20 protein-coding genes, 4 tRNA genes and 1 other RNA gene are annotated in these 25,484 nt (G+C 53.8%); 4 read left to right on the top strand and 21 right to left on the bottom strand.

What is annotated here, in order from left to right; translation table 11 throughout:
- Nucleotides 1–304: 304 nt before the first annotated feature.
- From HYQ67_RS21520 to trxA, 17 genes are all read right to left on the bottom strand, one after another.
- A non-coding RNA gene (locus HYQ67_RS21520) (RtT sRNA) lies at nt 305–418 on the bottom strand.
- Between the two features lie 34 nt (nt 419–452).
- Nucleotides 453–529 (bottom strand) — tRNA-Pro (locus tag HYQ67_RS21525).
- Between the two features lie 48 nt (nt 530–577).
- Nucleotides 578–664 (bottom strand) — tRNA-Leu (locus HYQ67_RS21530).
- A 19-nt stretch (nt 665–683) separates the two neighbouring features.
- A tRNA-His gene (locus HYQ67_RS21535) sits at nt 684–759 on the bottom strand.
- A gap of 62 nt (nt 760–821) precedes the next feature.
- Nucleotides 822–898: transfer RNA gene (locus HYQ67_RS21540), tRNA-Arg, on the bottom strand.
- Between the two features lie 232 nt (nt 899–1,130).
- Entirely contained in the window at nt 1,131–1,871 is a 741-nt protein-coding gene (wecG, locus tag HYQ67_RS21545) for a lipopolysaccharide N-acetylmannosaminouronosyltransferase (protein WP_202307625.1), read from the bottom strand.
- An 11-nt stretch (nt 1,872–1,882) separates the two neighbouring features.
- Nucleotides 1,883–3,247 carry an ECA oligosaccharide polymerase gene (gene wzyE, locus HYQ67_RS21550; protein WP_202307627.1) on the bottom strand — a complete coding sequence of 455 codons (1,365 nt, stop codon included), beginning with the start codon at nt 3,245–3,247 and terminating at the stop codon, nt 1,883–1,885.
- A complete protein-coding gene (locus HYQ67_RS21555; protein ID WP_202307629.1) occupies nt 3,244–4,323 on the bottom strand; it encodes a TDP-N-acetylfucosamine:lipid II N-acetylfucosaminyltransferase in 1,080 nt (359 codons plus the stop codon). Before HYQ67_RS21555 ends, wzyE begins: the two co-directional genes overlap by 4 nt.
- Complete coding sequence (gene wzxE, locus HYQ67_RS21560; protein WP_202307638.1) at nt 4,320–5,570, bottom strand: lipid III flippase WzxE; 1,251 nt, start codon at nt 5,568–5,570, stop codon at nt 4,320–4,322. The genes HYQ67_RS21555 and wzxE overlap by 4 nt, the downstream gene beginning before the upstream one ends.
- A 1-nt stretch (nt 5,571) precedes the next feature.
- A complete protein-coding gene (gene rffA, locus HYQ67_RS21565; protein ID WP_202307639.1) occupies nt 5,572–6,702 on the bottom strand; it encodes a dTDP-4-amino-4,6-dideoxygalactose transaminase in 1,131 nt (376 codons plus the stop codon).
- A gap of 4 nt (nt 6,703–6,706) precedes the next feature.
- The gene (gene rffC, locus HYQ67_RS21570; protein WP_202307641.1) at nt 6,707–7,387 is read right to left on the bottom strand and encodes a dTDP-4-amino-4,6-dideoxy-D-galactose acyltransferase; all 681 of its coding nucleotides are present in this window, start codon (nt 7,385–7,387) and stop codon (nt 6,707–6,709) included.
- Nucleotides 7,388–7,410: 23 nt separating this feature from the next.
- Nucleotides 7,411–8,673 carry a UDP-N-acetyl-D-mannosamine dehydrogenase gene (gene wecC, locus HYQ67_RS21575; protein ID WP_202307643.1) on the bottom strand — a complete coding sequence of 421 codons (1,263 nt, stop codon included), beginning with the start codon at nt 8,671–8,673 and terminating at the stop codon, nt 7,411–7,413.
- Nucleotides 8,670–9,800 carry a non-hydrolyzing UDP-N-acetylglucosamine 2-epimerase gene (gene wecB, locus HYQ67_RS21580; RefSeq protein ID WP_202307645.1) on the bottom strand — a complete coding sequence of 377 codons (1,131 nt, stop codon included), beginning with the start codon at nt 9,798–9,800 and terminating at the stop codon, nt 8,670–8,672. The genes wecC and wecB overlap by 4 nt, the downstream gene beginning before the upstream one ends.
- 60 nt (nt 9,801–9,860) lie before the next feature.
- The gene (gene wzzE, locus HYQ67_RS21585; RefSeq protein WP_202307653.1) at nt 9,861–10,910 is read right to left on the bottom strand and encodes an ECA polysaccharide chain length modulation protein; all 1,050 of its coding nucleotides are present in this window, start codon (nt 10,908–10,910) and stop codon (nt 9,861–9,863) included.
- Nucleotides 10,911–10,933: 23 nt separating this feature from the next.
- Nucleotides 10,934–12,022, bottom strand: a complete 1,089-nt coding sequence (gene wecA / locus HYQ67_RS21590) for a UDP-N-acetylglucosamine--undecaprenyl-phosphate N-acetylglucosaminephosphotransferase (protein WP_202307670.1) — start codon at nt 12,020–12,022, stop codon at nt 10,934–10,936.
- 242 nt (nt 12,023–12,264) lie between these two features.
- Entirely contained in the window at nt 12,265–13,524 is a 1,260-nt protein-coding gene (gene rho, locus HYQ67_RS21595; protein WP_121266803.1) for a transcription termination factor Rho, read from the bottom strand.
- A 358-nt stretch (nt 13,525–13,882) separates the two neighbouring features.
- The gene (gene trxA, locus HYQ67_RS21600; protein ID WP_202307672.1) at nt 13,883–14,212 is read right to left on the bottom strand and encodes a thioredoxin TrxA; all 330 of its coding nucleotides are present in this window, start codon (nt 14,210–14,212) and stop codon (nt 13,883–13,885) included.
- A 118-nt stretch (nt 14,213–14,330) separates the two neighbouring features.
- On the opposite strand from trxA, the gene rhlB reads away from it, so the two are divergent.
- The gene (gene rhlB, locus HYQ67_RS21605; protein WP_202307674.1) at nt 14,331–15,602 is read left to right on the top strand and encodes an ATP-dependent RNA helicase RhlB; all 1,272 of its coding nucleotides are present in this window, start codon (nt 14,331–14,333) and stop codon (nt 15,600–15,602) included.
- A 6-nt stretch (nt 15,603–15,608) separates the two neighbouring features.
- Nucleotides 15,609–17,093 carry a guanosine-5'-triphosphate,3'-diphosphate diphosphatase gene (gene gppA / locus HYQ67_RS21610; protein ID WP_202307676.1) on the top strand — a complete coding sequence of 495 codons (1,485 nt, stop codon included), beginning with the start codon at nt 15,609–15,611 and terminating at the stop codon, nt 17,091–17,093.
- Between the two features lies 1 nt (nt 17,094).
- Here gppA and rep read toward each other — a convergent pair whose 3' ends face one another.
- Nucleotides 17,095–19,116 (bottom strand): DNA helicase Rep, encoded by a 2,022-nt coding sequence (gene rep, locus HYQ67_RS21615; RefSeq protein ID WP_202307678.1) that lies wholly within the window; start codon nt 19,114–19,116, stop codon nt 17,095–17,097.
- Between the two features lie 83 nt (nt 19,117–19,199).
- Here rep and ppiC point away from each other — a divergent pair, with 83 nt between their 5' ends.
- Nucleotides 19,200–19,481 (top strand): peptidylprolyl isomerase PpiC, encoded by a 282-nt coding sequence (gene ppiC / locus HYQ67_RS21620; protein WP_202307680.1) that lies wholly within the window; start codon nt 19,200–19,202, stop codon nt 19,479–19,481.
- A gap of 45 nt (nt 19,482–19,526) precedes the next feature.
- Here the strand turns inward: ppiC and ilvC are convergent, their stop codons facing one another.
- On the bottom strand, nt 19,527–21,002 hold the full coding sequence (gene ilvC, locus HYQ67_RS21625) for a ketol-acid reductoisomerase (protein ID WP_202307682.1): 1,476 nt from the start codon (nt 21,000–21,002) through the stop codon (nt 19,527–19,529).
- A 164-nt stretch (nt 21,003–21,166) separates the two neighbouring features.
- On the opposite strand from ilvC, the gene ilvY reads away from it, so the two are divergent.
- The gene (ilvY, locus tag HYQ67_RS21630; protein WP_202307717.1) at nt 21,167–22,060 is read left to right on the top strand and encodes an HTH-type transcriptional activator IlvY; all 894 of its coding nucleotides are present in this window, start codon (nt 21,167–21,169) and stop codon (nt 22,058–22,060) included.
- Here the strand turns inward: ilvY and ilvA are convergent.
- Together ilvA and ilvD are read right to left on the bottom strand one after the other, a co-directional pair.
- On the bottom strand, nt 22,057–23,601 hold the full coding sequence (gene ilvA / locus HYQ67_RS21635; protein WP_202307691.1) for a threonine ammonia-lyase, biosynthetic: 1,545 nt from the start codon (nt 23,599–23,601) through the stop codon (nt 22,057–22,059). The two genes, ilvY and ilvA, sit on opposite strands and share 4 nt — an antisense overlap.
- A 2-nt stretch (nt 23,602–23,603) precedes the next feature.
- On the bottom strand, nt 23,604–25,454 hold the full coding sequence (gene ilvD / locus HYQ67_RS21640) for a dihydroxy-acid dehydratase (protein ID WP_202307694.1): 1,851 nt from the start codon (nt 25,452–25,454) through the stop codon (nt 23,604–23,606).
- Nucleotides 25,455–25,484 lie beyond the last annotated feature (30 nt).

The raw sequence follows: 25,484 nt of genomic DNA on the forward strand, positions 1-25,484 counted from the left end.
AGAGTGAACATATTTTGTCTCATTTCACCTGAGCCAACACGTCATTCCAGCCTTGTACATACGAAGTCAGAGCTTCTGGTTACCGTTCGGATTTTGAGTGACGTGAAAGGTGAAACGGAGGGCTTAAGCTACGAAGAAAGATCGGCGTCTTCAGGGCGGATACAAGCTTCCTCCGTTTCGTGTAACCGGTAGCTAACCAGCTACCGGTTCAAGATACAAGGGCGGATAAACGAAGTGCCATCCGCCAATGTGCCCGGGATACAGACGCAAAAAAACCCCGCTAAAAAGCGGGGTTTCTTAAATGTGGTCGGCGAGAGAGGATTATTCCCCTGCGGGCCGTTGCTAAAGCAACGTTGTCTCGCTGCGCTCGGCTCAAACCTCCTTCGGAGGTTCTCATCCTCTTGAAACTACAGACGCAAAAAACCCCGCTAAAAAGCGGGGTTTCTTAAATGTGGTCGGCGAGAGAGGATTCGAACCTCCGACCCACTGGTCCCAAACCAGTTGCGCTACCAAGCTGCGCTACTCGCCGAAATACTGCTTTACTGCTTACTACCCAATTTTACTTAACTTAGATGATTGGTGCGAAGAGAGGGACTTGAACCCTCACGTCCGTAAGAACACTAACACCTGAAGCTAGCGCGTCTACCAATTCCGCCACCTTCGCATCATAACCACTAAATTAATGGGGTGGCTAATGGGACTCGAACCCACGACAACTGGAATCACAATCCAGGGCTCTACCAACTGAGCTATAGCCACCACTGTAAAATCTTTCACGCGGTACGTTAATTACCACCGCAGCTCTAGCGCCATTCGTTAAATGGTGCGCCCGACAGGATTCGAACCTGAGACCTCTGCCTCCGGAGGGCAGCGCTCTATCCAGCTGAGCTACGGGCGCGTAGCGCCGTTGCGGGGTCGGATATTACGGGCTTCACGGTCAGCTGTCTAGTGGTTATTTAAATAAAATGCGCGTTTGGTTACGCTTTGTGCGTTCTGTCGTTTATCCGTGCGAATTTTGCTGTGAACGCATGTTATTACGGCCAATTACCTCATAAACCCGTGTCACCGTCAGCATGAAAAACCCTGCCGCCGATCAGGTGAAACGTGCTCATTTGAGCGCGTTGAGGTGATTACAGCCTGCCAGTGTAGTGCCAGGCCAGATAGCGCAGGAGTTTAAGCTGCCTTCCAAGGCGGCTTGGCTGGGAAAGCAGCCGGTAAAGCCACTCCAGACCGAGTTTTTGCCATATCTTTGGTGCCCGTTTAACGTGGCCTGTGAACACATCGTAGGTCCCGCCTACGCCCATGTATAACGCCTGCGGATAAACCAAGCGGCAGTCACGCATCAGGATTTCCTGACGCGGGGAGCCCATCGCCACGGTAACTATCGCCGCTCCGCTGTCGCGAATGCGTTCAAACATCGCCTGACGCTGCTCTGCTTTGAAGTAGCCATCCTGGCTACCCACGATGTTGACGTTCCACAGCCTGCGGAGTTTGGCTTCCGTCTGGGCCAGGATTTCAGGCTTGCCGCCGACGAGGAATACCGGCGTGCCTTCGTGTCCAGCTTTCTCCATCAATGCTTCCCACAGGTCAGCTCCCGGTACGCGGGAGACTTTTGCCTGGGGATACTTTTTGCGAATAGATCGCACGACGCTGATGCCGTCGGCATATTTAAATTCCGCAGCCTTAATCAGCTCACGCACTTCCGCGTCGCGCTCTGCCGTCAGCACTTTTTCAGCGTTGATCGCCACCAGCGTGCCAGATCTTAGCGCCCCGCCGTCATAGAGATAATCCAGCGCGTGCTGCATATCACGCCAGCCCAGCAGCTTAAGGCCGCGAATACTGTATTCAGGCGCGTTAACCGACTCGTTCATGATGTTCCTTGTCATGCGTTTTGCGTTTCCGTCTCCACCCGGGGCGCTCGCCGCATTCTCTGGTGGATAAGGCCCGCGCTTTCAAATAACCAATACAGAAGTTTAGCCAACAGCAGACAGATGCCGAACACCATCAGGAAGAAAACGACTCGGGAGACAAACGAGTCCACGCCTTCACGGGCCAGCACTATCATGTTGAATATTGCACCAAAGCAGAAACTGTGCAAAATCGCCGCCTTATAGCGGTTAGTTTCCTGGTTGCCCAGCTCGTAAAGCCAGTCGAACCATTTGATGATAAGCCCTACCACAACCCCGCCCAGCGGAATAAACCAGACGCCGCCCATCACCACCAGTGAGCCAATCAGCGTCGGAGAGATAGCAAGGCCAGAGTGATTGTTCAGAATTTCCCATGTGAAGTAGTTTGCGCTGTTAAGCACGATACTCGGACGGTCTGGCCATACCCAGGAGGGGATGAAAACATAGAAATCGCGCACGATTGGCGCCAGCCCCTGGAAATCAATTTTGTCGTAGTTTTGCAGCAGAAGCGCCAGGTTTTCCCACGGCGAGAAGGTATCTCGCGTCAGGTACAGGAAGGTATAAAACGCCTCGTCGCCGCTGACATTCAGACCGTAGCGCTTCAGCGCCAGCCAGAACATACCCACAATGCCGAACACACCCGCCGCCGCCAGCATCCACAATGAGATCCAGCCGCGAATAATACCGATAAACAGGAAGATGGCAAAAGCGATGATGATGTTGGCGCGAGTGCCGCCAACAATCATATAAGTCAGCAGGCCAAACGCCACGGTGCTAACCAGGAAAAACATCCACGCACGGCCGTCTTGCTTAAGGAAATACACCACCAGCATCGCCGGAATGAAGAAGTAGAAAAAGCGCTTCAACGCCACGCCCGAGACTTCGCTGGAGAAAATCTGGCTGTATGAGTGCAGCTTAAACAGCAGGAAACCGTTGTGCATAAAGAAGACGGCAACGCTGACCAGCGCGACCGTAGCCAGGATCACCCACATGAGGTGAGTTTCGATCCGGTTCATGGTGAAGACAGGACGCCGGGGAGCTGTTGCCTCACGTTTAGCACGCAGCCGGGTTTTATAGGCAACGTAGTAGATGGCGTAGAAACACGTCGCCGCCAGCTGGGCCTGCAACAGCACATCTGCCGGCACCACGCTTACCCCGAACCTGAAGACCAGCGTGCAGGTAAACGGGAAGCCGAAAAAGAAGGTAAGCAAGTACAGCAGCGAGAAAAAGACGTTGAAGTTAAAACGTACCCGGCGAAACTCCTGATATGTCAGTAAGCCGATAAACATCACCGAGACAAACCACACGACGAAAAGACCGCCAAATTCGGGCAAACTCATGCGGTCTCTCCTGATATTGTCGCTAACGCCTGATGCCAGCCGTCAAGATAGTTGGGGCTGAAGAAGGCGATCTGCTGTTTATTCACCAACCGTAGCTGACGCTGCGCTTCGCGTACTACCGTTTCATTGAGCGGGTCACCGGTAAACAGTACGGGAACATGCTGTTCGACCATATCCTGCCAGAATGGGTTTTTACGGCTCAGCACGCATGGAATACCCGCCTGAATCAGCAGGCAAAGCGTGCCGATCCCCTGCTGTCTGTCAAAAATGAAGTAGCCGAGATCGCACTGACGGAGCAGCGCCAGATAATCGTTAAATTCAATTTTCTCGGTCAGCACCTGCAAATTTTCTTCGCTGAACAACGCGCTGCCAGCCTGCTGCACTTCCCCGATATAGGCATTGTTATTTGACGGGTAGCCCATCGGGACGACAACCCGCACGGTATCGCCAAACTGACTATGAATTGCCTGAAGCGCGGCTATGTGCTGGTTACTGCGGTCGCCCGAGTTCCCCACTAACAGCGTTAGCTTGCCATCAGTTTTTTCGTCGCTGCTCATAGTATTGAGTGCGGGATCCATACGAGTCGGGAAGTAGAGTAGCTCGCCCGGCACGCGCGGATGGCTCTGATGGAAATGAGTGAGATCCCCACGGGTAGCAAAGACACGTCCGACGCGTCCCTGCGCAATGCGCCGCAGGACATAAAACAGGCGGAACTTGAGGCTGCGAGAAGCTTCATACAAATCCGCCCCCCAGATGTGCCAGCTAACCTGGGCGGGTTTCAGGCCTCCGGTCAGCAGCGCAATCCATAGCGGGCTATTGAACTGGCCGTGGAAGAAAAACCGCTGCTTGCGATCCGCGCGAGCTTTCGCGACCACCGCCTGCGCGAGCGCTTTCTTCGTCGGGAATAGCTCAATTGCCAGCTCCGGAAAAGCCGAATTCAGCGTACTGTCCGTTGCGACCACCATAAACTGGCGAGCGTGAGGTGTAGAGGCGGCTAAAGCGTCGTTAAAGAAACGCAGAACCGTCTGGTTGTGATGCGGGATATCCGATCCCAAAACGTGAATCAGTGTCGTCATGGTCGTCTACGATAAATAAGAAACACGCCGCAGCACAGGGTGAAGTACACAATGTACGTCGCCATATAGGCCTGCGCGGCACCGAGTGCGCCGTGGGCTGGGATCAACCAGCGTGAAAAGCCGGTTAATAAAGCAAACTGGCTGATTTCAGTCAAAATATAAAAGCGCAGCGACGCTTTGGCGATGACTAAATAGCCGAAAACATAGGCGCCAACCTTCAGCACGTCACCCACCAGCTGCCAGGCAAACAGGTCTCGCATGGCGATAAATTTCTGGGAAAACAGCAGCCAGATAGCAAAATCACGCAGCAGCCACACGGTGAAGCTCGCGGCGGCCACCGCTGGCAGCACAAACTTCAGAGAACGCACAATCTCGCGCGAGATGTCTTGCTTTGCGGTCAGTCTCGAGAGCGTTGGCAGCAAATAAACGCTGAAAGATGCGGTGATGAACTGCAGGTAAGCATCCGAAATGCTGCTCACGCCCTGCCAGATCCCTACGTCGTTCCAGCTGTAATGCTCCGCCAGCAGGTTTCGCATCATCACGTACGCGACGGGCAGCGTGATAGAGGTGATCACCGCCATAATGGTGAATTTACCCAGACTGCTGGCGTAAACTTTGTCCCACTGCGGCTTCAGGTAAGCAAGGGGGATATGTTCGCGGCGCACCAGCATGAATCCAGCCGGAACAAGTACCAGCGCAGGTACCAGTGCCAGACCCAGAAGCGCCCCCTGATAGCCCCCCAGACGATAGCAAAGATAGTATGCCACTACCCCAATAAGGCTACCGCCAATCAGCGCCAGGGCGTTGCCCGCCGCATCACGGAAGCCCTTCATGATAGCAAGAGAGAGGTTCGCCCACGCGATCCCCATCTGCACCAGGGCAACCAGCCGAACTAAGTTCTGATACTGGTCATGGCCGAACAACCCGACGCTGATAGGTTTGGCTGCCACGACGAAAATGATTGCCAGCAAAGTCGAGAATCCCAGCACCATCGCCGACGAGGTGCCGAGAATTTTACGGAGTTCCTGAGGATCGTCGTGGTACTGAGCAACGTATTTGGTGACGCCGTTAAAAATACCGGCACCGGCCAGCACGCCCAGCACCGTCACCAGCTGCCGGAAGTTACCTGCCTGGCCTACACCGCTTGGGCCATAGGCCACCGCCAGCAGTTTTACCACCAGCAGGCCCACGCCAATTTTGACCAGCGTGGACCCTGCGGTCCACACTGAAGCTTTCGCTAATGACATATCAGGAGAGGTAGCTTAACAACGTATTGATGACAGTACGCTGGTTAGCCGGAGCGAGGTTATAAAACAGCGGCAGACGCACCAGGCGCTCGCTCTCTTTGGTGGTGAAGTTATCCTCTCCGTGGAAGTAACCAAACCTCTCCCCTGCCGGGCAGGAATGCAGAGGGATGTAATGGAACACCGCCATAATCTCAGCTTCTTTCAGATATGAGATCAGGGCCGTACGGTCTTCCACATCACGGAGTTTAATATAGAACATGTGGGCGTTCTGCACGCAGTTTTCCGGCACCGAAGGCAGCTCGATACGGCCTGCACGAGCAAGCGGGGCCAGCGCATCATGGTAAGTTTGCCAGAGCTTCAGGCGCTGCTGGTTAATCTTCTCCGCAGCTTCTAATTGCGCCCAGAGATAGGCAGCCTGGAGATCCGCCATCAGATAGCTGGAGCCGATATCGCGCCAGGTATATTTATCTACCTGACCGCGGAAGAACTGGCTACGGTTGGTGCCCTTTTCACGGACGATTTCAGCACGCTCAATCAACGACGGATCGTTAATCAGCGTCGCGCCACCTTCACCACCGGCAGTATAGTTTTTGGTTTCATGGAAGCTGAAGCAACCGATATGGCCGATGGAACCCAGCGCGCGGCCTTTGTAGGTCGACATCACTCCCTGAGCCGCATCTTCCACGACAAATAAATTATGTTTCTTCGCCAGCGCCATGATGGTGTCCATCTCACAGGCAACGCCCGCATAGTGAACCGGCACAATGACGCGGGTTTTTTCGGTGATAGCCGCTTCAATCAGCGTTTCGTCGATGTTCATGGTATCCGGGCGAACATCCACAAAAACGATCGTCGCGCCGCGCAGTACGAAGGCGTTTGCGGTCGAAACGAAGGTATAGCTCGGCATGATGACTTCATCACCAGGCTGAATGTTGAGGAGGATCGCGGCCATTTCCAGCGAAGCGGTACAGGACGGCGTAAGCAGCACTTTCTTGCTGCCAAATCGCTGCTCCATCCACTGCTGGCAGCGGCGCGTAAAGCCACCGTCGCCGCAAAGCTTACCGCTGCCCATTGCAGCCTGCATGTATTCGATTTCCGTACCTACTACCGGCGGAGCATTAAATGGGATCATTTTTTCACCTGTATAACCAGAAGGCGGTGCTTTCTATCGTGGCACCACTTTGAATGTAACGTCGCAGCGCGGCCGTGTTGCTTATCTGAGTGGCAATGCGCAAGGTGGAGATATTGCGTTGCTGGCACCAGTCCGCAGCAGCATTCATCAATGTCTCACCCACGCCACGCCCTGCCAGTAGACCCACTCGGGCTTCTTTATCGTTCAGCTGGCGCAGACTAACGAAACCGCTTATCTCATCGCCTGTTTTCAGCAGCAGACACTCATGGTCAAACGTGCCGAGGACCGCGTTTTCAATCCACTGCGCGTAAAAGCGTCCGCTGTCGTCGGGCTGATACCACGGCGCACGAAAACGGCTCTGCGTGAAGATTTGTGCGGCGATATCGCGCAGTTTAGGGATGTCGGAAGGTTGTGCCTTCGCCATCAAGGGATGAGCACGATCCGTGCCAACGGTCATTACCAGATCGACTTCCCCTTCGACCAGTTGAAAGCCAAGCTGCTGTAGGGCATCCAGCCAGTCGATACGGTGGGCGGGAATTTTAGCCTGCACTCTTCCGTACGCGGCCAGCCGTTCCACCGTCAGCGGCGGGGCATCATCGGTAAAGCGAACAATGCCGCTATTGACGCCAAAGAACTGGTTTTCCCAGTCCAGGTTTTCAAGCCGGGCGTGTAGCTGACCGATCATGATTTGCCCCCCAGCGAGGCGAGTTATCGCCAGACGCCTTTCGTGTCGACAATCCAGCGCTGCTGGATTTTGTCCGCTGCGATAGCTTTAAAGTCGTTATGGTCGACGAGCATGACCAGCACATCAGCCCGCTGTAATGCGGCATCAAGGGACACTAACTGACATTGCCCATCCAGCTTTTTCGGCAGCTGATGAATGTTCGGCTCGACCACCAACGTTTCACCGCTGTGCCAGCCGGCAATCATTCGGGTAATTTCCATCGCCGGGCTTTCGCGTAAATCATCGATATTGGGTTTGAAGGCGAGGCCAAAGCAGGCAATTTTAAGCTCGCTCGCGCGGCAACCGCTTTCTGCAAGGCTGTCAGCCACGGCAGCTTTAACCTGGTTAATCACCCAGTGCGGCTTGTCGTCGTTGACTTCACGCGCGGTGCGAATCAAACGCGCCTGCTGCGGGTTTTGGGCCACGATAAACCACGGGTCAACGGCGATACAGTGCCCACCCACGCCAGGGCCTGGCTGGAGAATGTTGACGCGCGGATGACGATTCGCCAGGCGAATCAGTTCCCAGACGTTAATCCCCTGATCGGCACAAATTAGCGACAGTTCATTCGCAAAAGCGATATTCACGTCACGGAAGCTGTTTTCCGTTAGCTTGCACATTTCTGCCGTGCGGGAGTTGGTGATAACACACTCCCCTTCAAGGAAGATTTTGTACAGTTCGCTGGCTCGCGCCGAACAGACTGGCGTCATACCGCCAATCACACGGTCGTTCTTGATAAGCTCAACCATCACCTGTCCCGGTAAGACGCGCTCAGGGCAGTAGGCCACGTTAATATCCGCCGCTTCGCCTGCCTGGTGCGGGAAGCTCAGGTCAGGACGCAACGCCGCCAGCCACTCGGCGATCTGCTCGGTTGATCCTACCGGAGAAGTAGACTCCAGAATCACCAGCGCCCCTTTCTTCAGGACTGGCGCGATAGACACTGCTGCGGACTTCACGAAAGCCATATCGGGTTCGTGATCGCCCTGGAACGGTGTAGGCACGGCGATCAGGTAAGCATCCGCTTCAACGGGCTGCGTGCTAGCTCGCAAAAAACCCGCTTCAACGGCAGTTTTAACAACTTTATCCAGGTCCGGCTCCACAATATGGATAGCGCCGCGGTTAATGGTATCCACCGCAACCTGGTTGATATCGATACCGACTACAGTTTTCTGACGGGAGGCAAACGCTGCCGCCGTAGGTAAACCTATATAGCCAAGGCCAATAACGGAGATGGTTGTAAAACTCATGGTTTCACCTGACTTTTTTTCAATGCAGCCAAAATGTGGTCACAGGCTCTGCCATCCCCGTACGGGTTGTGCGCACGGCTCATAACCTGGTATTCATTTTCATCACGCAGCAGACGCGTAACTTCGCGGACGATAACGGAAGGATAGGTGCCCACCAGCCGAACGGTTCCCGCTTTGACGGCTTCCGGACGTTCCGTTGTGTCTCGCATCACTAGCACGGGTTTGCCGAGCGACGGTGCTTCTTCCTGAATGCCACCTGAGTCCGTCAGAATCAGATAAGCATGGTTCATCAGGTAGACAAACGGCAGATACTCCTGCGGTTTGATCAGCACTATATTGTCTATATCGCCAAGAATGCGCTCTACCGGTTCGCTAACATTTGGGTTGAGATGTACCGGATAGACAATCTGTACATCGCTGTTTTCTTTAGCGATGTCCGCCAGCGCCAAGCAAATACGCTCAAAACCATCGCCGAAGCTTTCACGACGGTGGCCGGTGACAAGAATAAGTTTCTTCGAAGCGTCGAGGAACGGATGGCACTGAGCGAGGCTAACGCGCAGTTCATCGTCCGCCATAACACGGTCCCGCACGGAAATCAGCGCATCGATAACCGTATTGCCGGTAACAAAAATTTTATTGTCGCTGATATTTTCGCGTAGCAGGTTTTGCCGCGAATTCTCAGTCGGCGCAAAATGGTACATCGCAAGATGACCAGTTAGCGTCCGGTTCGCTTCTTCAGGCCACGGGGAGTAGAGATCCCCGGTGCGCAGACCAGCTTCAACGTGGCCGACAGCAATGCGCTGATAAAAAGCCGCAAGGCTGGTTGCCACCGTGGTGGTTGTGTCGCCATGAACCAACACAACATCGGGTTTGAATGACTCAAGAATGGGCTTCAGGCCTTCCAGAATTCGACAGGTTATTTCCGTTAACCCCTGTCCTGGACTCATAATGTTGAGATCGTAATCCGGCGTGATGGAAAATAAACTCAATACCTGATCCAGCATCTCGCGATGCTGAGCCGTCACACAAACCTTTGCGTCAAAAAACGCGTCTTTTGCCAACGCGTGGACCAAAGGAGCCATTTTGATGGCCTCTGGTCGCGTGCCAAAAACTGTTAACACTTTCACAGCGATTCTCTTTTGTTAATAGGGTGAAGATCGTCCATCGAGCCTTCACCTTAAAAGGGGTTATAACACTTTAGGGCGACGGGCTAATGCCACACCAGCACCTATCAGGGCCCCTACCGCACCCCACATGACCAGTAAGAATGCACGACGCGGGCTGTCACGTTTAACAGGCTCTTCTGGGGTACGTAAATAACGGTATGTCTGAAAACGAGGATCGAGGGTCGGACCAACATTCAGCGTGGACAGCATGGCGCGGTTCTGATCGTAATCGATGTCATAATCAGGTCCGACTGCACGTAGACTTTCCAGTCTTGCCTGGAGCATTGGGCGGCCCAACATGAACATTTCCGAATCGGGAAGTTCGTCTGCCGGAACGTCTGTTTCACTCCTGGCAATATTTTGCTGTTCGGCGATTTTTAACGCCTGTTCTACGCTGTTCACTTTTCGGTCATAAATTGACTTTGCAACCGCTTCCTGGCGTTTAACCTGAGCTTTCATCTGCACGGTGCGCGCATTCCACGCCCCCGTCAGTTCCTCATTCAGGTGACTTGCGGCACGCTGGCTGGCAAAGGCAATGTACTGACGTAAAAGGTTATTTGCATCCGCTGCGGTTTCAGCAATGAGCTTTACACTGTCGTTGAGATTGCGGGTGATATCCCCGGTGGTGAACTGAATGTTATCCACCATCTCATCAAGCAGAGCGGCATCGGCCTTGCTGTTTTTGACCCGACGCTGCTTGTAATAGTCAGTCTGCAGCCAGAAGTCGCGACGGGTATCATAAGCAGACAGCTGCATGATGAATTCTTTGTAGGCTTCATCCATAACAGAAGGCTGGTCAACCGGTACTGAATTCGCTCGGACATCCAGATTGCGCAGGAATTGCTGCTGAGAGTAGTAGCCTCCCAGCATGTTGACCGTTGGCCGGTCGGTTATCGCATTAGCACTCCATTCCTGGCGTGCAAAAAAGGTATAAACCAACGCGATAAGGGCAAACGCAAACGCGATGCCGATTATCCAGAATTTTCCTTTCCACAGTGTCCGGAATAAACCACGAATGTCCAACTCGTTGTCTACCATTCCCGGGTTACTTCCTGGCACGTTTTGTCTCATCACTTCCCCAATTACTTTCAGAATTAAGAAATGCTGCTGTTTCTACGTTGACGGCGCTTAAAACGCCTTATAAAGCGGGCCACTTTCCAGGCTCGTTTAATGCAATAATCATAGAGTACAAATGCAAGCAAGAATAATGCCAACATTAGCCACTCGGGGATTGAATGAATGTATTCTGCCATTACGCCGATGGTTGCAAGGATGGCTGCTGCGAGGGTAATCAGAACGAAAGCCTGTCTGGAGGTGAAGCCGGCGCGCATAATCAGGTGATGTATGTGCTGACGATCCGGGGAGAAAGGGCTCATTCCTTTCCGCAGGCGACGATACATAATGGCAATCATGTCCATCAACGGAATAGCAATAATCCACAACGCGGTGACAGGGCTAATAGGGTGGGTTTTACCCTGAGTGGTTTCGAGCAGGATCCAGATGACGGTAAAGCCAATCAAGGTGCTTCCCGCATCCCCCATAAAGACCTTATAGCGTCGGCCGAAAACACCCAAATTAAGCATGATGTAAGGAACGATGGCCGCAATCATGGCGAAACACCACATCGCCAGACTAATCTGCCCGTCGAAGAACAGAATGATCCCCATGGCGGCGAACGAGACACATGAAAGCCCGCCCAGTAACCCATCAATGCCATCGACCATATTGAAAGCATTGATGGCTGCCCACACGGCGAAGAGGGTCAGAAAATAGCCAAACGGGCCCAGCACCATTTCCCAGGAACCGAAAATATAGCCAAGACTGCTGAGATACAATTTCCCGACAACCATCATGACAATACCGATTACGGCCTGTACCGATGCTCTTATTTTCACACTGATATCGTAGCGATCGTCCAGTGCGCCAACAAAAACCAGCACACCAGCACAAATTAGATAAAGCCAGGCATGGGGAATGTAGTAATTTGCTATCAGGAATGTGAAACAGATCCCCGCGTAGACGGAAATACCGCCCACAAGTGGAATTAGCCCTTGATGGCGTTTTCGGAAGTTGGGCTTATCAACCAGACCTACTCTTTTAGCTACCTTGCGCGCAAAAAATAAAAAAATGGTCGTAAATAAAAGAATACAGACAAGGTCGGTACCAGCGGTGATTAAATTCACTATGCAAGCTCTCTGCAAAATAAAAGGTCAGGATGTTCAGTTCCCGTCCGATGTGATTGTACGTGATTCATCCCTGAACAATCCGCTCGTTATTTAATCGCATCACATGCAGGACTACTATTAGACCCAGATGGCATCCTTTGCCAAAGAATGTGTCTAGCTGCAAATGTCGCATGTATATCGTATATACCAGCAAAGAAAAACGCCACGTCTAAGCGTGGCGTTCCCCGAGTTTTTATTCTTTACGAGCGTTTCATCATATCGAAGAACTCATCGTTGGTTTTCGTCATCGCCAACTTATTAATGAGGAACTCCATTGCGTCGATCTCACCCATTGGGTGAATAATCTTGCGCAGGATCCACATTTTCTGCAGCTCTTCCTGAGTGGTAAGAAGCTCTTCTTTACGCGTACCAGAACGATTGTAATCGATAGCAGGGAATACGCGTTTCTCAGCGATTTTACGCGCCAGATGCAGTTCCATGTTGCCGGTACCTTTAAATTCTTCGTAGATAACTTCATCCATTTTAGAACCGGTATCGACCAGTGCGGTGGCGATGATGGTCAGGCTGCCGCCCTCTTCCACGTTACGCGCAGCACCAAAGAAACGTTTTGGACGGTGCAGGGCGTTCGCATCCACACCACCTGTCAGTACTTTACCGGATGCTGGTACAACGGTGTTGTAAGCACGGGCCAGACGGGTGATGGAGTCGAGCAGGATGATAACGTCTTTTTTATGCTCAACCAGGCGCTTCGCTTTTTCGATAACCATTTCGGCTACCTGAACGTGGCGGGATGCTGGCTCATCAAAGGTAGAAGCAACAACTTCACCTTTAACCAGACGCTGCATCTCGGTCACTTCTTCCGGGCGTTCGTCGATGAGCAGAACCATCAGTACGCAGTCCGGGTGGTTATAAGCGATGCTCTGCGCGATATTTTGCAGCAGCATGGTTTTACCGGCTTTAGGTGGTGCCACGATCAGCCCACGCTGGCCACGACCGATTGGCGATGCCAGATCCAGTACGCGAGCCGTTAAGTCTTCGGTAGAACCGTTACCACGCTCCATGCGCAAACGAGAGTTGGCATGCAGCGGGGTCAAGTTTTCAAACAGGATTTTGCTACGCGCATTTTCCGGTTTGTCATAGTTAACTTCGTTTACTTTCAGCAGGGCAAAGTAACGCTCGCCTTCTTTCGGCGGACGAATCTTACCGGAGATGGTATCCCCTGTGCGGAGGTTGAAACGGCGAATTTGGCTGGGAGAAACGTAGATGTCATCGGGACCGGCGAGGTAGGAGCTGTCTGCGGAGCGGAGGAAACCAAATCCGTCCTGCAGTATCTCCAGCACACCATCGCCAAAGATGTCTTCGCCACTCTTGGCATGTTGCTTCAGGATAGAGAAGATAATGTCCTGCTTGCGCATGCGGGCCTGATTTTCAAGCCCCATATTTTCGCCGAGAGTAATCAGCTCAGAAACCGGCGTATTCTTTAATTCGGTAAGATTCATAATGGTGGGTTCTTAAACTCGGGGTAAATCTCGAACATGTTTCGTGAATGGTATGGCAGGAAATCCATGCCTGTTTAATGGCCAGCACCACATGTCTTATCGCTGCCTGGTCATAGGAAAAACGCAGAGCTGAAACGACACGACGGAATGGGTGATACGCCCGAAATCGATTATGCAACCCTGTGCTCACTGAAAAATTGGTGTCTTAGCGATAACGAAAGGGAAGCATTGGGTATTACAAGGTTCAAACTTTAAGACAAGTTCTAAGGTGCAGTAAAAGTAACTTAGCATGACTGACGCCGGGCGTCCAGCAGCTAGCAAAAATTTGCCAACCGCGCACGCCCGGGCTGAGACCCCATTAAGCCAGATTACTTTCCAGGAAAGTTTTTAACTGGCTTTTTGACAGCGCACCAACTTTGGTGGCGGCCACTTCACCGTTCTTAAACAGCAGCAGCGTAGGGATACCGCGGATGCCATAACGAGGCGCGGTGCCCGGGTTCTCATCGATGTTCAGTTTAGCAACAGTCAGTTTGCCCTGAAATTCATCAGCGATTTCATCAAGAATCGGGGCGATCATTTTGCAAGGACCACACCACTCTGCCCAGAAATCAACGAGGATCAACCCGTCAGCTTTTAGTACATCCGTGTCGAAACTGTCGTCAGTCAGGTGAATAATTTTATCGCTCATGTTCTACTCCACAGGATTATGTCTACCTTGTTGGTGTAGCATTAACCAACTTAAGGATGACTTTATTTCACCGGATACGCTTTCGTAAAGCAATAGTTAGCTGATATTCTACCACACTATGAGCAAAACACATTTGACCGAACAGAAGTTTTCCGACTTCGCCCTGCACCCTAAGGTGATTGAAGCCCTTGAAACTAAAGGCTTTCATAACTGCACCCCAATTCAGGCACTGGCACTACCGCTGACGCTGGCGAATCGTGACGTTGCAGGTCAGGCGCAAACAGGAACTGGCAAAACGATGGCGTTCCTGACGTCAACGTTCCACTATTTACTCTCTCACCCTGTTCCAGAGAACCGTCAGGTGAACCAGCCGCGTGCCTTAATTATGGCGCCGACTCGTGAACTGGCAGTGCAGATCCACTCCGATGCAGAGCCGTTGGCGCAGTCCACGGGCCTGAAACTCGGGCTGGCATACGGTGGCGATGGCTACGATAAACAGCTTAAGGTGCTGGAAAGTGGCGTCGATATTCTGATTGGCACAACCGGTCGTTTAATCGACTACGCCAAGCAAAATCACATTAATTTAGGTTCTATTCAGGTTGTTGTGCTGGACGAAGCCGACCGCATGTACGACCTGGGCTTCATTAAAGATATCCGCTGGTTGTTCCGCCGCATGCCGCCGGTCACTCAGCGTCTGAACATGCTGTTCTCCGCAACGCTCTCTTATCGTGTTCGCGAACTGGCGTTTGAACAGATGAACAACGCCGAATACGTGGAAGTTGAGCCGGAGCAGAAAACCGGCCACCGTATTAAAGAAGAGCTGTTCTACCCTTCTAACGACGAAAAAATGCGCCTGTTGCAGACGCTGATCGAAGAAGAATGGCCAGACCGTGCCATTATCTTTGCTAACACCAAGCACCGTTGTGAAGATATCTGGGGCCACCTGGCTGCAGACGGACACCGTGTTGGCTTGCTGACCGGCGACGTCGCGCAGAAGAAACGCCTGCGTATCCTTGATGAGTTCACCCGTGGCGATCTGGACATTCTGGTAGCTACTGACGTTGCCGCCCGCGGTCTGCATATCCCGGCCGTCACGCACGTCTTTAACTACGATCTGCCGGATGACTGTGAAGATTACGTTCACCGTATTGGTCGTACTGGTCGTGCTGGCGCAAGCGGTCACTCTATCAGCCTGGCCTGTGAAGATTACGCGCTGAACCTTTCTGCAATCGAAACCTATATCGGCCACTCGATTCCAGTCAGTAAGTACAAACCAGAAGCACTGTTAAGCGAGCTTCCACCACCTAAGCGTCTGACCCGTACCCGTTCCGGTAACGGTCCTCGCCGTGGTGGCGGTGCGTCCCGTGGTAATCGTCGTCGCGCAGGTTAAAAATCTATGCTTAGCTCCACCTCACTGTATGCCGCTATTGATTTAGGTTCTAACAGTTTCCATATGTTAGTTGTACGTGAGGTGGCTGGGACGATACAGACCCTGGCCCGCATCAAGCGAAAAGTCCGCCTTGCGGCGGGCTTAAACAGCGACAATACCCTTTCTGCTGAAGCTATGGAGCGCGGCTGGCAATGTCTGCGCTTGTTCGCTGAACGTCTACAAGATATTCCCCAAACGCAAATCCGCGTTGTTGCTACGGCAACGCTGCGTCTTGCAACCAACGCTCACGTATTCATAGAGAAAGCCGAGAAAATCCTGGGCTGTCCTGTGCAAATTATTCGCGGCGAAGAAGAAGCACGTCTTATTTATCAGGGTGTTGCCCATACTACTGGCGGAGCCGATCAGCGCCTCGTTGTGGATATTGGCGGCGCCAGCACGGAATTAGTCACCGGCACAGGCGCACAAACAACGGCGCTCTTCAGCTTGTCGATGGGCTGTGTCACCTGGCTTGAGCGTTTCTTCAGCGACCGTAATCTGGCAAAAGAGAACTTCGCCGCCGCCGAAGCGGCCGCCAGTGAAGTCCTGCAGCCCGTTCTTAAGAAACTTAAACATCATGGCTGGAAAGTCTGCGTCGGGGCATCCGGAACCGTTCAGGCTTTGCAGGAAATTATGATGGCGCAAGGTATGGACGAGCGCATCACGCTTGCCAAACTGCAACAGCTCAAACAGCGCGCTATCCAGTGCGGCCGTCTGGAAGAGTTAGAAATTGAAGGGCTGACGCTTGAGCGAGCGCTGGTGTTCCCAAGCGGCCTGGCCATTCTTATCGCCATTTTCGAACAGCTCAATATCGACTGTATGACGCTTGCTGGCGGTGCGCTACGTGAAGGTCTGGTCTATGGCATGTTGCATCTGACCGTCGATCAAGAAATCCGCAGCCGTACGATTCGCAACGTGCAGCGTCGTTTTATGGTCGATATCGCTCAGGCCGAGCGGGTACAGCAGCTGGCACAGGCGTTTGCCAACAGCGTTGCGGATGAGTGGGATCTGGACAGGCTTAGCAAAGATATGCTGCAAAGTGCAGCCTTGCTCCATGAAATTGGGCTAAGTGTGGATTTCAAACAGGCCCCCATTCACGCGGCTTATCTGGTGCGAAACCTGGATTTACCGGGCTACACGCCTGCTCAGAAAAAACTTCTGGCTACGCTGCTGCTGAACCAGACCAACCCGGTCGATCTCTCGTCACTTCACCAGCAGAACGCCGTGCCGCCCCGTATTGCGGAGCGTCTTTGTCGGCTTCTGCGTTTAGCGATTATCTTCGCCAGCCGCCGTCGCGATGACATCCTGCCAGCCATCGAACTTCAGGCTGAAGGTGAAGCGCTGCATCTTAAGCTGCCGTCAAACTGGCTTGCTTGTCACCCGCTAGGGGCAGAACTGCTGGAACAGGAAAGCCTGTGGCAAAGCTACGTTCACTGGGCGCTGACAATAAAATAAGTTAGCTTTTCCGCGCTTTTGCCAGCATTTCACGGATGTTGGCTACATTACTCTGCCCTTTATGCATACGTTCTTCCGCAGAAACCACTTTACGCTCCTGCTCCCACTGCAGGTCATCCTGCGGTAGTTCCAGCAGGAAGCGGCTTGGCTCCGGGCGTACCAGCTCACCATACTGTCTGCGCTCCTTACACAGCGTAAACGTCAGCTCTTTTTGAGCACGGGTGATGCCAACGTAGGCCAGACGGCGCTCTTCATCAATGTTGTCCTCGTCGATGCTGCTCTGGTGGGGCAGCAGCCCCTCCTCCATGCCGACTAAAAAGACGTAGGGGAATTCCAGCCCTTTCGAGGCGTGGAGCGTCATCAGCTGAACCTGGTCCGCCTCTTCGTCGCTTTCTCCACGTTCCATCATGTCGCGCAGCGTGAATCTTGTGACGACCTGGGTCAGCGTCATTGCCTCGTCGATATCCGAACCTTCAAGCATTTCCGTCATCCAGCTGAAGAGCTGATTGACGTTCTTCATACGCATTTCCGCCGCTTTCGGGCTTGGGGACGTTTCGTAAAGCCAGCTTTCGTAGTCCACGCCATGGATAAGATCGCGCACTGCCGCAACCGGCTCTCGTTCGGCAAGCGTTGCCACATCGCGCAGCCAGTGGGTAAACCGCTGAAGCGACTCCAGGCCGCGTCCGCTTAGCGTCTGGCTGAGACCAAAATCGAAGCTGGCGGTAAACAGGCTTTTATTACGCTGCATCGCCCATTCGCCCAGCTTCTGCAATGTCGCAGGCCCGATTTCGCGTTTTGGCGTGTTGACGATGCGCAGGAAAGCGCTGTCGTCATCCGGGTTGGTAAGCACGCGCAGATAAGACAGCAGATCTTTGATTTCAGGGCGGGAGAAGAAAGACGTACCGCCGGAGATGCGATACGGGATGCGGTTCTGCATCAGCATCTTCTCGAACACCCGCGACTGGAAGTTACCGCGATAGAGGATCGCGTAATCTTTATAGCCGGTTTTATTGATAAAATGGTGGGCGATAAGTTCGCCAATGACGCGCTCCGCCTCGTGTTCCTCGCTGTTGGCGGTAACTACTTTCAGCTCCGCACCGTATCCCAGCTCAGAAAAGAGTCGTTTTTCGAAAACGTGCGGGTTATTGGCGATGAGGATGTTCGCCGCTTTAAGAATGCGCCCGGAAGAACGATAGTTCTGCTCAAGTTTGATGACCTGCAAAGCCGGAAAATCCTGGCTCAGCAGCACGAGGTTTTGCGGGCGGGCACCGCGCCAGGAATAGATTGACTGATCGTCATCCCCCACCACGGTAAAGCGCGCGCGCGCGCCAACCAGCAGCTTCACCAGCTCGTACTGGCTGGTGTTGGTATCCTGATATTCATCCACCAGCAGATAGCGAATGCGGTTTTGCCAGCGCTCGCGGACTTCCTCGTTGCGCTGCAAAAGCATTGTTGGCAACGCAATCAAATCGTCAAAATCCAGCACGTTGCAGGATTTCAGGTGCGTATCGTACAGGCCATAGCAATGAGCGAAAATGCGATCCCGCTCGCCTTTCGCCTGAGCCGCCGCCTGAGAGGGCGTCAGCAGATCGTTTTTCCAGTTGGAGATCGTCGAGATCAGCTGCTGAAGCAGCGTTTTATCGTCTTCGAGCAGCCCTTCCGTCAGCTCTTTAAGCAGCGCAACCTGATCGGTATCGTCAAACAGCGAGAAGTTTGACTTCATGCCGAGCGCCACATATTCACGCTTGATAATTTCCAGACCCAGCGTATGGAACGTTGAGATCAGCAGACCCCGGGCCTCTTTGCGACCCAGCGTTTGCGCCACACGCTCTTTCATCTCGCGGGCCGCCTTGTTGGTAAAGGTGACGGCGGCAATATGACGTGCCTGATAACCGCACTCACGGATCAGATGCGCCATCTTATTGGTGATCACTCGCGTTTTGCCGGAGCCAGCGCCCGCCAGGACCAGGCAGGGTCCGGTGACAAATTCGACGGCTTGTTGTTGGTCAGGGTTTAAACGCATAAGATCACTCAATGAAAGTCAGGAGGGAAGAAAAACAGCGTGGTAGTATAGCGAGCGTAATCCATACGACTCAAGGTACTATCATGGCAAAAACCGCGGCAGCACTGCATATCCTTGTTAAGGAAGAAAAACAGGCCCAGGAAATTCTCGAACAGCTGAAAAACGGCGGCGACTTCGAAAAGCTGGCTAAGAAGCACTCCACCTGCCCGTCAGGCAAAAAAGGCGGACATTTGGGTGAGTTCCGCCAGGGCCAGATGGTTCCGGCGTTTGATAAAGTGGTGTTCTCCTGCCCGCTGCTGGAGCCTTACGGCCCGCTGCATACCCAGTTCGGTTACCACATCATTAAGGTGCTGTACCGTAACTAAAAGAAAGGCCGGGAAATTTCCCGGCCTTTTTGCATCTACTGAAGATTAACCCGCTACAGCAATGCGTTTCATATCGGTCATGTAGCCACGCAGCTTCTGGCCCACTTTCTCGATTTCATGGTTGCGGATGGCTTCGTTTACGTCACGCAGCTGGGCGTTATCTACCGCAGCGGCCGGGATTTCTTTACCCAGATCGCCTGCCTGAATCGTTGTCATGAACTCTTTCAGCAGCGGTACCGCAGCGTAAGAGAACAGGTAGTTACCGTACTCTGCGGTATCGGAGATAACCACGTTCATTTCGTACAGACGCTTACGAGCGATGGTGTTCGCAATCAGCGGCAGCTCGTGCAGTGACTCGTAGTAAGCAGACTCTTCGATGATGCCCGCATCAACCATGGTTTCAAATGCCAGCTCAACGCCCGCTTTCACCATCGCGATCATCAGAACGCCTTTATCGAAGTACTCCTGCTCAGAGATTTTACCTTCAAACTGCGGCGCGGTTTCAAACGCGGTTTTGCCGGTCTCTTCGCGCCAGGTCAGCAGGTTTTTATCGTCGTTCGCCCAGTCAGCCATCATGCCGGAGGAGAACTCACCGGAGATGATGTCGTCCATATGCTTCTGGAACAGCGGTGCCATAATGGTTTTCAGCTGCTCGGACAGCGCGTAAGCACGAATTTTCGCCGGGTTGGACAGACGGTCCATCATCAGCGTAATGCCGCCCTGCTTCAGGGCTTCGGTGATGGTTTCCCAACCGAACTGAATCAGTTTTTCTGCATAAGCCGGGTCGGTGCCTTCTTCCACCAGCTTGTCGAAGCACAGCAGGGAACCCGCTTGCAGCATGCCGCACAGAATAGTTTGCTCGCCCATCAGGTCAGATTTCACTTCCGCAACGAAGGAAGATTCCAGTACGCCCGCACGGTGACCGCCAGTTGCAGCAGCCCATGCCTTAGCGATAGCCATGCCTTCACCTTTCGGATCGTTTTCCGGGTGAACCGCAATCAGCGTTGGAACACCGAACCCACGTTTGTATTCTTCGCGAACTTCGGTACCTGGGCATTTAGGTGCAACCATCACCACGGTGATGTCCTTACGGATTTGCTCGCCAACTTCAACCACGTTGAAGCCGTGGGAATAACCCAGCGCCGCGCCGTCTTTCATCATTGGCTGAACGGCTTTTACTACCGCAGAGTGCTGTTTGTCTGGCGTCAGGTTAACAACCAGATCAGCCTGCGGGATCAGCTCTTCGTATGTACCAACTTTAAAACCGTTTTCAGTCGCTTTACGCCATGAAGCGCGCTTCTCAGCAATCGCTTCTGAGCGCAGAGCGTAGGCAACGTCCAGACCGGAGTCACGCATGTTCAGGCCCTGGTTCAGACCCTGCGCGCCACAGCCGACGATGACGACTTTTTTACCTTTGAGGTAGCTTGCTTCATCGGCGAATTCGTCACGCGCCATGAAACGACATTTACCCAGTTGCGCCAGCTGCTGACGCAGGTTCAAGGTGTTGAAATAATTAGCCATCGTAGGACTCCGTAATTGTCGTGTTGTGTTTCTTGTAAGGGTCGCAAGCCGTGTCATGTTTGCGAGAATGAAACCACTATATGACAGGAAATGCGTTGCTGAAATTGATATATTAACAACGTGACGTTGCAAAAACTGCAACATAAAAAGAAGGGTTGATGACCATGGATTTACGCGATCTCAAAACGTTTCTCCACCTTGCGGAAAGCCGCCACTTTGGACGCAGCGCAAGGGCAATGCATGTCAGCCCGTCAACGCTTTCACGACAGATCCAGCGCCTTGAGGACGATCTTGGCCAGCCGCTCTTTTTACGCGATAACCGCACCGTCACGCTAACCGAAGCTGGCGAGCAGCTCAGGCAATTCGCGCAGCATACGCTTTTGCAGTACCAGCAGATGCGCCATACCATCGGCCAGGAAGGTCCTTCGCTTTCCGGAGAGCTTCATCTCTTCTGTTCGGTTACCGCAGCCTACAGCCATTTACCGCCGATTCTGGATCGGTTCCGCGCCGAGCACCCGAATGTGGAAATCAAACTGACAACCGGCGACGCGGCGGATGCGGTGGAAAAAGTAGATTCAGACGAGGCCGATCTGGCGATTGCCGGCAAGCCGGAATCCCTGCCGCCGGGCATTGCTTTCTCAATGCTGGAAAACCTGGCCGTGGTGCTTATCGCCCCCGCTCTGCCCTGCCCGGTTCGCAACCTGGTCAGCACGCCCGAGCCAGACTGGAACAAAGTGCCCTTTATCATGGCGGACCAGGGGCCGGTGCGCCGCCGCATCGAACTGTGGTTCCGCAGGCAGAAAATCAGCAACCCGTTTATCTACGCGACCGTGGCCGGGCATGAAGCAATGGTGTCGATGGTCGCGCTGGGCTGTGGCGTGGCGCTGCTGCCGGAAATTGTGCTGGAAAACAGCCCCGAGCCGGTGCGTAACCGCGTGCAAATCCTCGAGCGGAGCGAAGAGGATGCGCCGTTCGAACTTGGCGTTTGCGCACAAAAAAAGCGGCTCAATGAGCCGCTTGTAAATGCGTTCTGGAAATTACTGCCCGGCAGCCACTAGCCCGCAAGGAAGAAGCGGAACGCCGGATTATTGGTTTCGTCGTGGCAGTCGTAGCCCAGCTCGTTCAGGCGCGTTTGGAAATCTGGCTCGTTATCGCCAAGCTCGAATGCCGCCAGCACGCGACCGTAGTCCGTACCGTGGCTGCGGTAGTGGAACAGGGAAATGTTCCAGTGCGTACCCAGCGTTTGCAGGAACTTCAGCAGTGCGCCCGGCGACTCCGGGAATTCAAAGCTGTAAAGCCGCTCGCGCAGCGGCTTGGAAGGACGTCCACCCACCATATACCGCACGTGAAGCTTCGCCATTTCGTCGTCGGACAAATCGACTACGCCGTAGCCCCCTTCGTTCAGCAGGGCAAGGATCTCATGGCGCTCTTCCAGACCGCGAGTCAAACGCACGCCGACGAAAATGCAGGCCTCCGCCGAGCTTGAATACCGATAGTTAAATTCGGTGACGGAGCGGCCGCCCAGCAGCTGGCAGAACTTCAGGAAGCTGCCTTTTTCCTCCGGAATAGTGACCGCAAGTAAGGCTTCGCGTTGCTCCCCCAGTTCACAGCGTTCAGAAACGTAACGCAGCCCGTGGAAGTTAACGTTCGCGCCAGACAGAACGTGCGCCAGGCGCTCGCCGCGAATCTGATGCTGCTGGATATACTTCTTCATGCCCGCCAGGGCCAGCGCGCCGGAAGGTTCCGCCACTGCGCGCACATCCTCGAAGAGATCTTTCATTGCCGCGCAGATTGCATCGCTGTCTACGGTGATGATGTCGTCGAGATACTCCTGGCAGATACGGAAGGTCTCATCGCCGATGCGCTTAACCGCCACGCCTTCAGCAAACAAACCAACTCGTGCTAAATCTACGGGCTTGCCCGCATCCAGCGCGGCTTTAAGACAGGCTGAATCTTCTGCTTCAACCGCAATCACCTTGATTTGCGGCATAAGCTGCTTAATCAGAACCGCTACGCCCGCCGCCAGACCACCGCCGCCGACCGGGACGAACACCCGGTCGATGTGGGCGTCCTGCTGCAGCAGCTCCAGCGCCAGCGTGCCCTGCCCGGCAATCACTGCCGGATGGTCGAATGGTGGCACATAGGTGAAGCCCTGCTGCTGCGAAAGCTCGATTGCCCGCGCTTTAGCTTCATCAAAGTTGGCACCGTGCAGCAGCACTTCGCCGCCGAATGCTCTTACCGCATCCACTTTGATATCCGCGGTAGCAACCGGCATCACGATCAGCGACTTGATACCCAGACGAGTGGAAGAGAGCGCCACACCCTGAGCGTGGTTCCCGGCCGAAGCCGTAATCACGCCGCTGGCTTTTTGCTCGCTGTTCAGCCCGGCAATCATGGCGTACGCGCCGCGCAGCTTGAAGCTGTGCACCGGCTGACGATCTTCACGCTTCACCAGAATGACGTTATCCAGACGGGATGACAGCTTTTCCATCTTCTGCAACGGGGTAACCTGAGCGACCTCGTAAACGGGTGAACGGAGTACGGCACGCAGATATTCCGCGCCACAGGGAGCGTCGGGTAGCGGTTGTGACTCAGCCATGGTTAGCCTCCAAGCTTACTTTTATCGCGCACCGCGCCTTTATCGGCGCTGGTGGCAAGCATGGCGTAAGCGCGCAAAGCGAAGGAAACCTGGCGTTCACGATTGCGAGGAGTCCACGCTTGGTCACCACGCGCTTCCTGCGCTTCACGACGAGCAGCCATTTCCTGATCGCTCAATTGCAGTTGGATCCCACGGTTCGGGATATCAATCGCAATCATGTCGCCATCTTCAATCAGCGCAATATTGCCACCGCTGGCTGCTTCAGGCGAAACGTGACCGATAGACAGCCCGGATGTACCACCGGAGAAACGACCGTCGGTCACCAGCGCACAGGCCTTGCCCAGCCCCATAGATTTCAGGAAGGTCGTTGGGTAGAGCATTTCCTGCATGCCCGGCCCGCCTTTTGGCCCTTCGTAGCGAATAACGACCACGTCGCCCGCGACGACTTTGCCACCCAGGATTGCCTCAACCGCATCATCCTGGCTTTCGTAGACTTTTGCAGGGCCACGGAATACCAGGCTTTCGTCATCCACACCCGCTGTTTTCACAATGCAGCCATTTTCAGCGAAGTTGCCGTACAGCACCGCCAGACCACCTTCCTGGCTATAGGCATTTTCTTTAGAACGGATACAGCCGTTTTGGCGATCAACATCCAGAGAATCCCAACGGCAGGACTGCGAGAAAGCTTTTGTGGTACGAATGCCCGCCGGACCTGCGGAGAACATGCTTTTCACGCTTTCGTCTTTGGTCAGCATGACATCGTACTGTTCCAGCGTTTGCGTCAGTGTCAGACCAAGAATGTTTTTCACATTGCGATGCAGTAAGCCACCGCGATCCAGTTCGCCCAAAATACCGATTACGCCACCCGCACGGTGAACGTCTTCCATATGGTATTTCTGGGTGCTCGGCGCGACTTTACACAGCTGAGGCACTTTGCGAGAAAGCTGGTCGATATCCGTCATGGTGAAATCGAGTTCGGCTTCCTGAGCTGCTGCCAGTAAGTGCAGAACTGTATTCGTTGAGCCGCCCATCGCGACATCCAGCGTCATAGCGTTCTCAAACGCTTCTTTGCTGGCGATGCTGCGTGGCAATGCGCTTTCATCATCCTGCTCGTAATAACGTTTGGTCAGCGCGACGATGCGTTTACCGGCATTCAGGAACAACTCTTTACGATCGGAGTGCGTGGCCAGCAGAGAACCGTTACCCGGCTGAGACAGACCCAAAGCTTCAGTCAGGCAGTTCATCGAGTTCGCGGTGAACATACCGGAACAGGAGCCGCAGGTTGGGCAAGCGGAACGTTCGACCTGCTCGCTTTGCTCGTCGCTCACTTTCGGGTCAGCGCCCTGAATCATCGCATCAACCAGGTCGAGTTTGATGATTTGGTCAGACAGTTTGGTTTTCCCGGCTTCCATCGGGCCGCCGGAAACGAAGATAACCGGGATGTTCAGGCGCAGCGACGCCATTAACATCCCCGGGGTGATTTTGTCGCAGTTAGAGATACAAACCATCGCATCTGCGCAGTGGGCATTAACCATGTACTCCACGGAGTCGGCAATCAGCTCGCGGGACGGCAGAGAATAAAGCATACCGCCGTGGCCCATCGCGATGCCGTCATCCACGGCAATGGTGTTGAACTCTTTCGCTACGCCGCCGGAGGCTTCGATTTGTTCGGCGACCAGTTTACCCAGATCGCGCAGGTGAACGTGGCCCGGTACGAACTGAGTAAAGGAGTTCACTACCGCAATAATTGGCTTGCCGAAATCGTCATCGGTCATCCCGGTTGCGCGCCAGAGTGCGCGGGCACCCGCCATATTACGGCCGTGGGTGGTGGTAGCTGAACGGTACTTAGGCATGCTGATTTACTCCAGTCTGTCAGGGTGCGG

Source organism: Dryocola clanedunensis subsp. sulfonylureivorans (genome assembly GCF_016756775.1).
Taxonomy (GTDB): domain Bacteria; phylum Pseudomonadota; class Gammaproteobacteria; order Enterobacterales; family Enterobacteriaceae; genus Dryocola; species Dryocola clanedunensis.

What these genes read in the sequence shown, in the direction of transcription:
- wzzE (WP_202307653.1), bottom strand. Translation starts at nt 10,910, where the DNA reads ATGAGACAAAACGTGCCAGGAAGTAACCCGGGAATGGTAGACAACGAG.
- rffA (WP_202307639.1), bottom strand. Translation starts at nt 6,702, where the DNA reads ATGATCCCATTTAATGCTCCGCCGGTAGTAGGTACGGAAATCGAATAC.
- ilvY (WP_202307717.1), top strand. Translation starts at nt 21,167, where the DNA reads ATGGATTTACGCGATCTCAAAACGTTTCTCCACCTTGCGGAAAGCCGC.
- ilvA (WP_202307691.1), bottom strand. Translation starts at nt 23,601, where the DNA reads ATGGCTGAGTCACAACCGCTACCCGACGCTCCCTGTGGCGCGGAATAT.
- HYQ67_RS21555 (WP_202307629.1), bottom strand. Translation starts at nt 4,323, where the DNA reads ATGACGACACTGATTCACGTTTTGGGATCGGATATCCCGCATCACAAC.
- wzyE (WP_202307627.1), bottom strand. Translation starts at nt 3,247, where the DNA reads ATGAGTTTGCCCGAATTTGGCGGTCTTTTCGTCGTGTGGTTTGTCTCG.
- wecG (WP_202307625.1), bottom strand. Translation starts at nt 1,871, where the DNA reads ATGAACGAGTCGGTTAACGCGCCTGAATACAGTATTCGCGGCCTTAAG.
- rep (WP_202307678.1), bottom strand. Translation starts at nt 19,116, where the DNA reads ATGCGTTTAAACCCTGACCAACAACAAGCCGTCGAATTTGTCACCGGA.
- wzxE (WP_202307638.1), bottom strand. Translation starts at nt 5,570, where the DNA reads ATGTCATTAGCGAAAGCTTCAGTGTGGACCGCAGGGTCCACGCTGGTC.
- ppiC (WP_202307680.1), top strand. Translation starts at nt 19,200, where the DNA reads ATGGCAAAAACCGCGGCAGCACTGCATATCCTTGTTAAGGAAGAAAAA.
- trxA (WP_202307672.1), bottom strand. Translation starts at nt 14,212, where the DNA reads ATGAGCGATAAAATTATTCACCTGACTGACGACAGTTTCGACACGGAT.
- gppA (WP_202307676.1), top strand. Translation starts at nt 15,609, where the DNA reads ATGCTTAGCTCCACCTCACTGTATGCCGCTATTGATTTAGGTTCTAAC.
- rhlB (WP_202307674.1), top strand. Translation starts at nt 14,331, where the DNA reads ATGAGCAAAACACATTTGACCGAACAGAAGTTTTCCGACTTCGCCCTG.
- wecC (WP_202307643.1), bottom strand. Translation starts at nt 8,673, where the DNA reads ATGAGTTTTACAACCATCTCCGTTATTGGCCTTGGCTATATAGGTTTA.
- ilvD (WP_202307694.1), bottom strand. Translation starts at nt 25,454, where the DNA reads ATGCCTAAGTACCGTTCAGCTACCACCACCCACGGCCGTAATATGGCG.
- rho (WP_121266803.1), bottom strand. Translation starts at nt 13,524, where the DNA reads ATGAATCTTACCGAATTAAAGAATACGCCGGTTTCTGAGCTGATTACT.
- ilvC (WP_202307682.1), bottom strand. Translation starts at nt 21,002, where the DNA reads ATGGCTAATTATTTCAACACCTTGAACCTGCGTCAGCAGCTGGCGCAA.
- rffC (WP_202307641.1), bottom strand. Translation starts at nt 7,387, where the DNA reads ATGATCGGTCAGCTACACGCCCGGCTTGAAAACCTGGACTGGGAAAAC.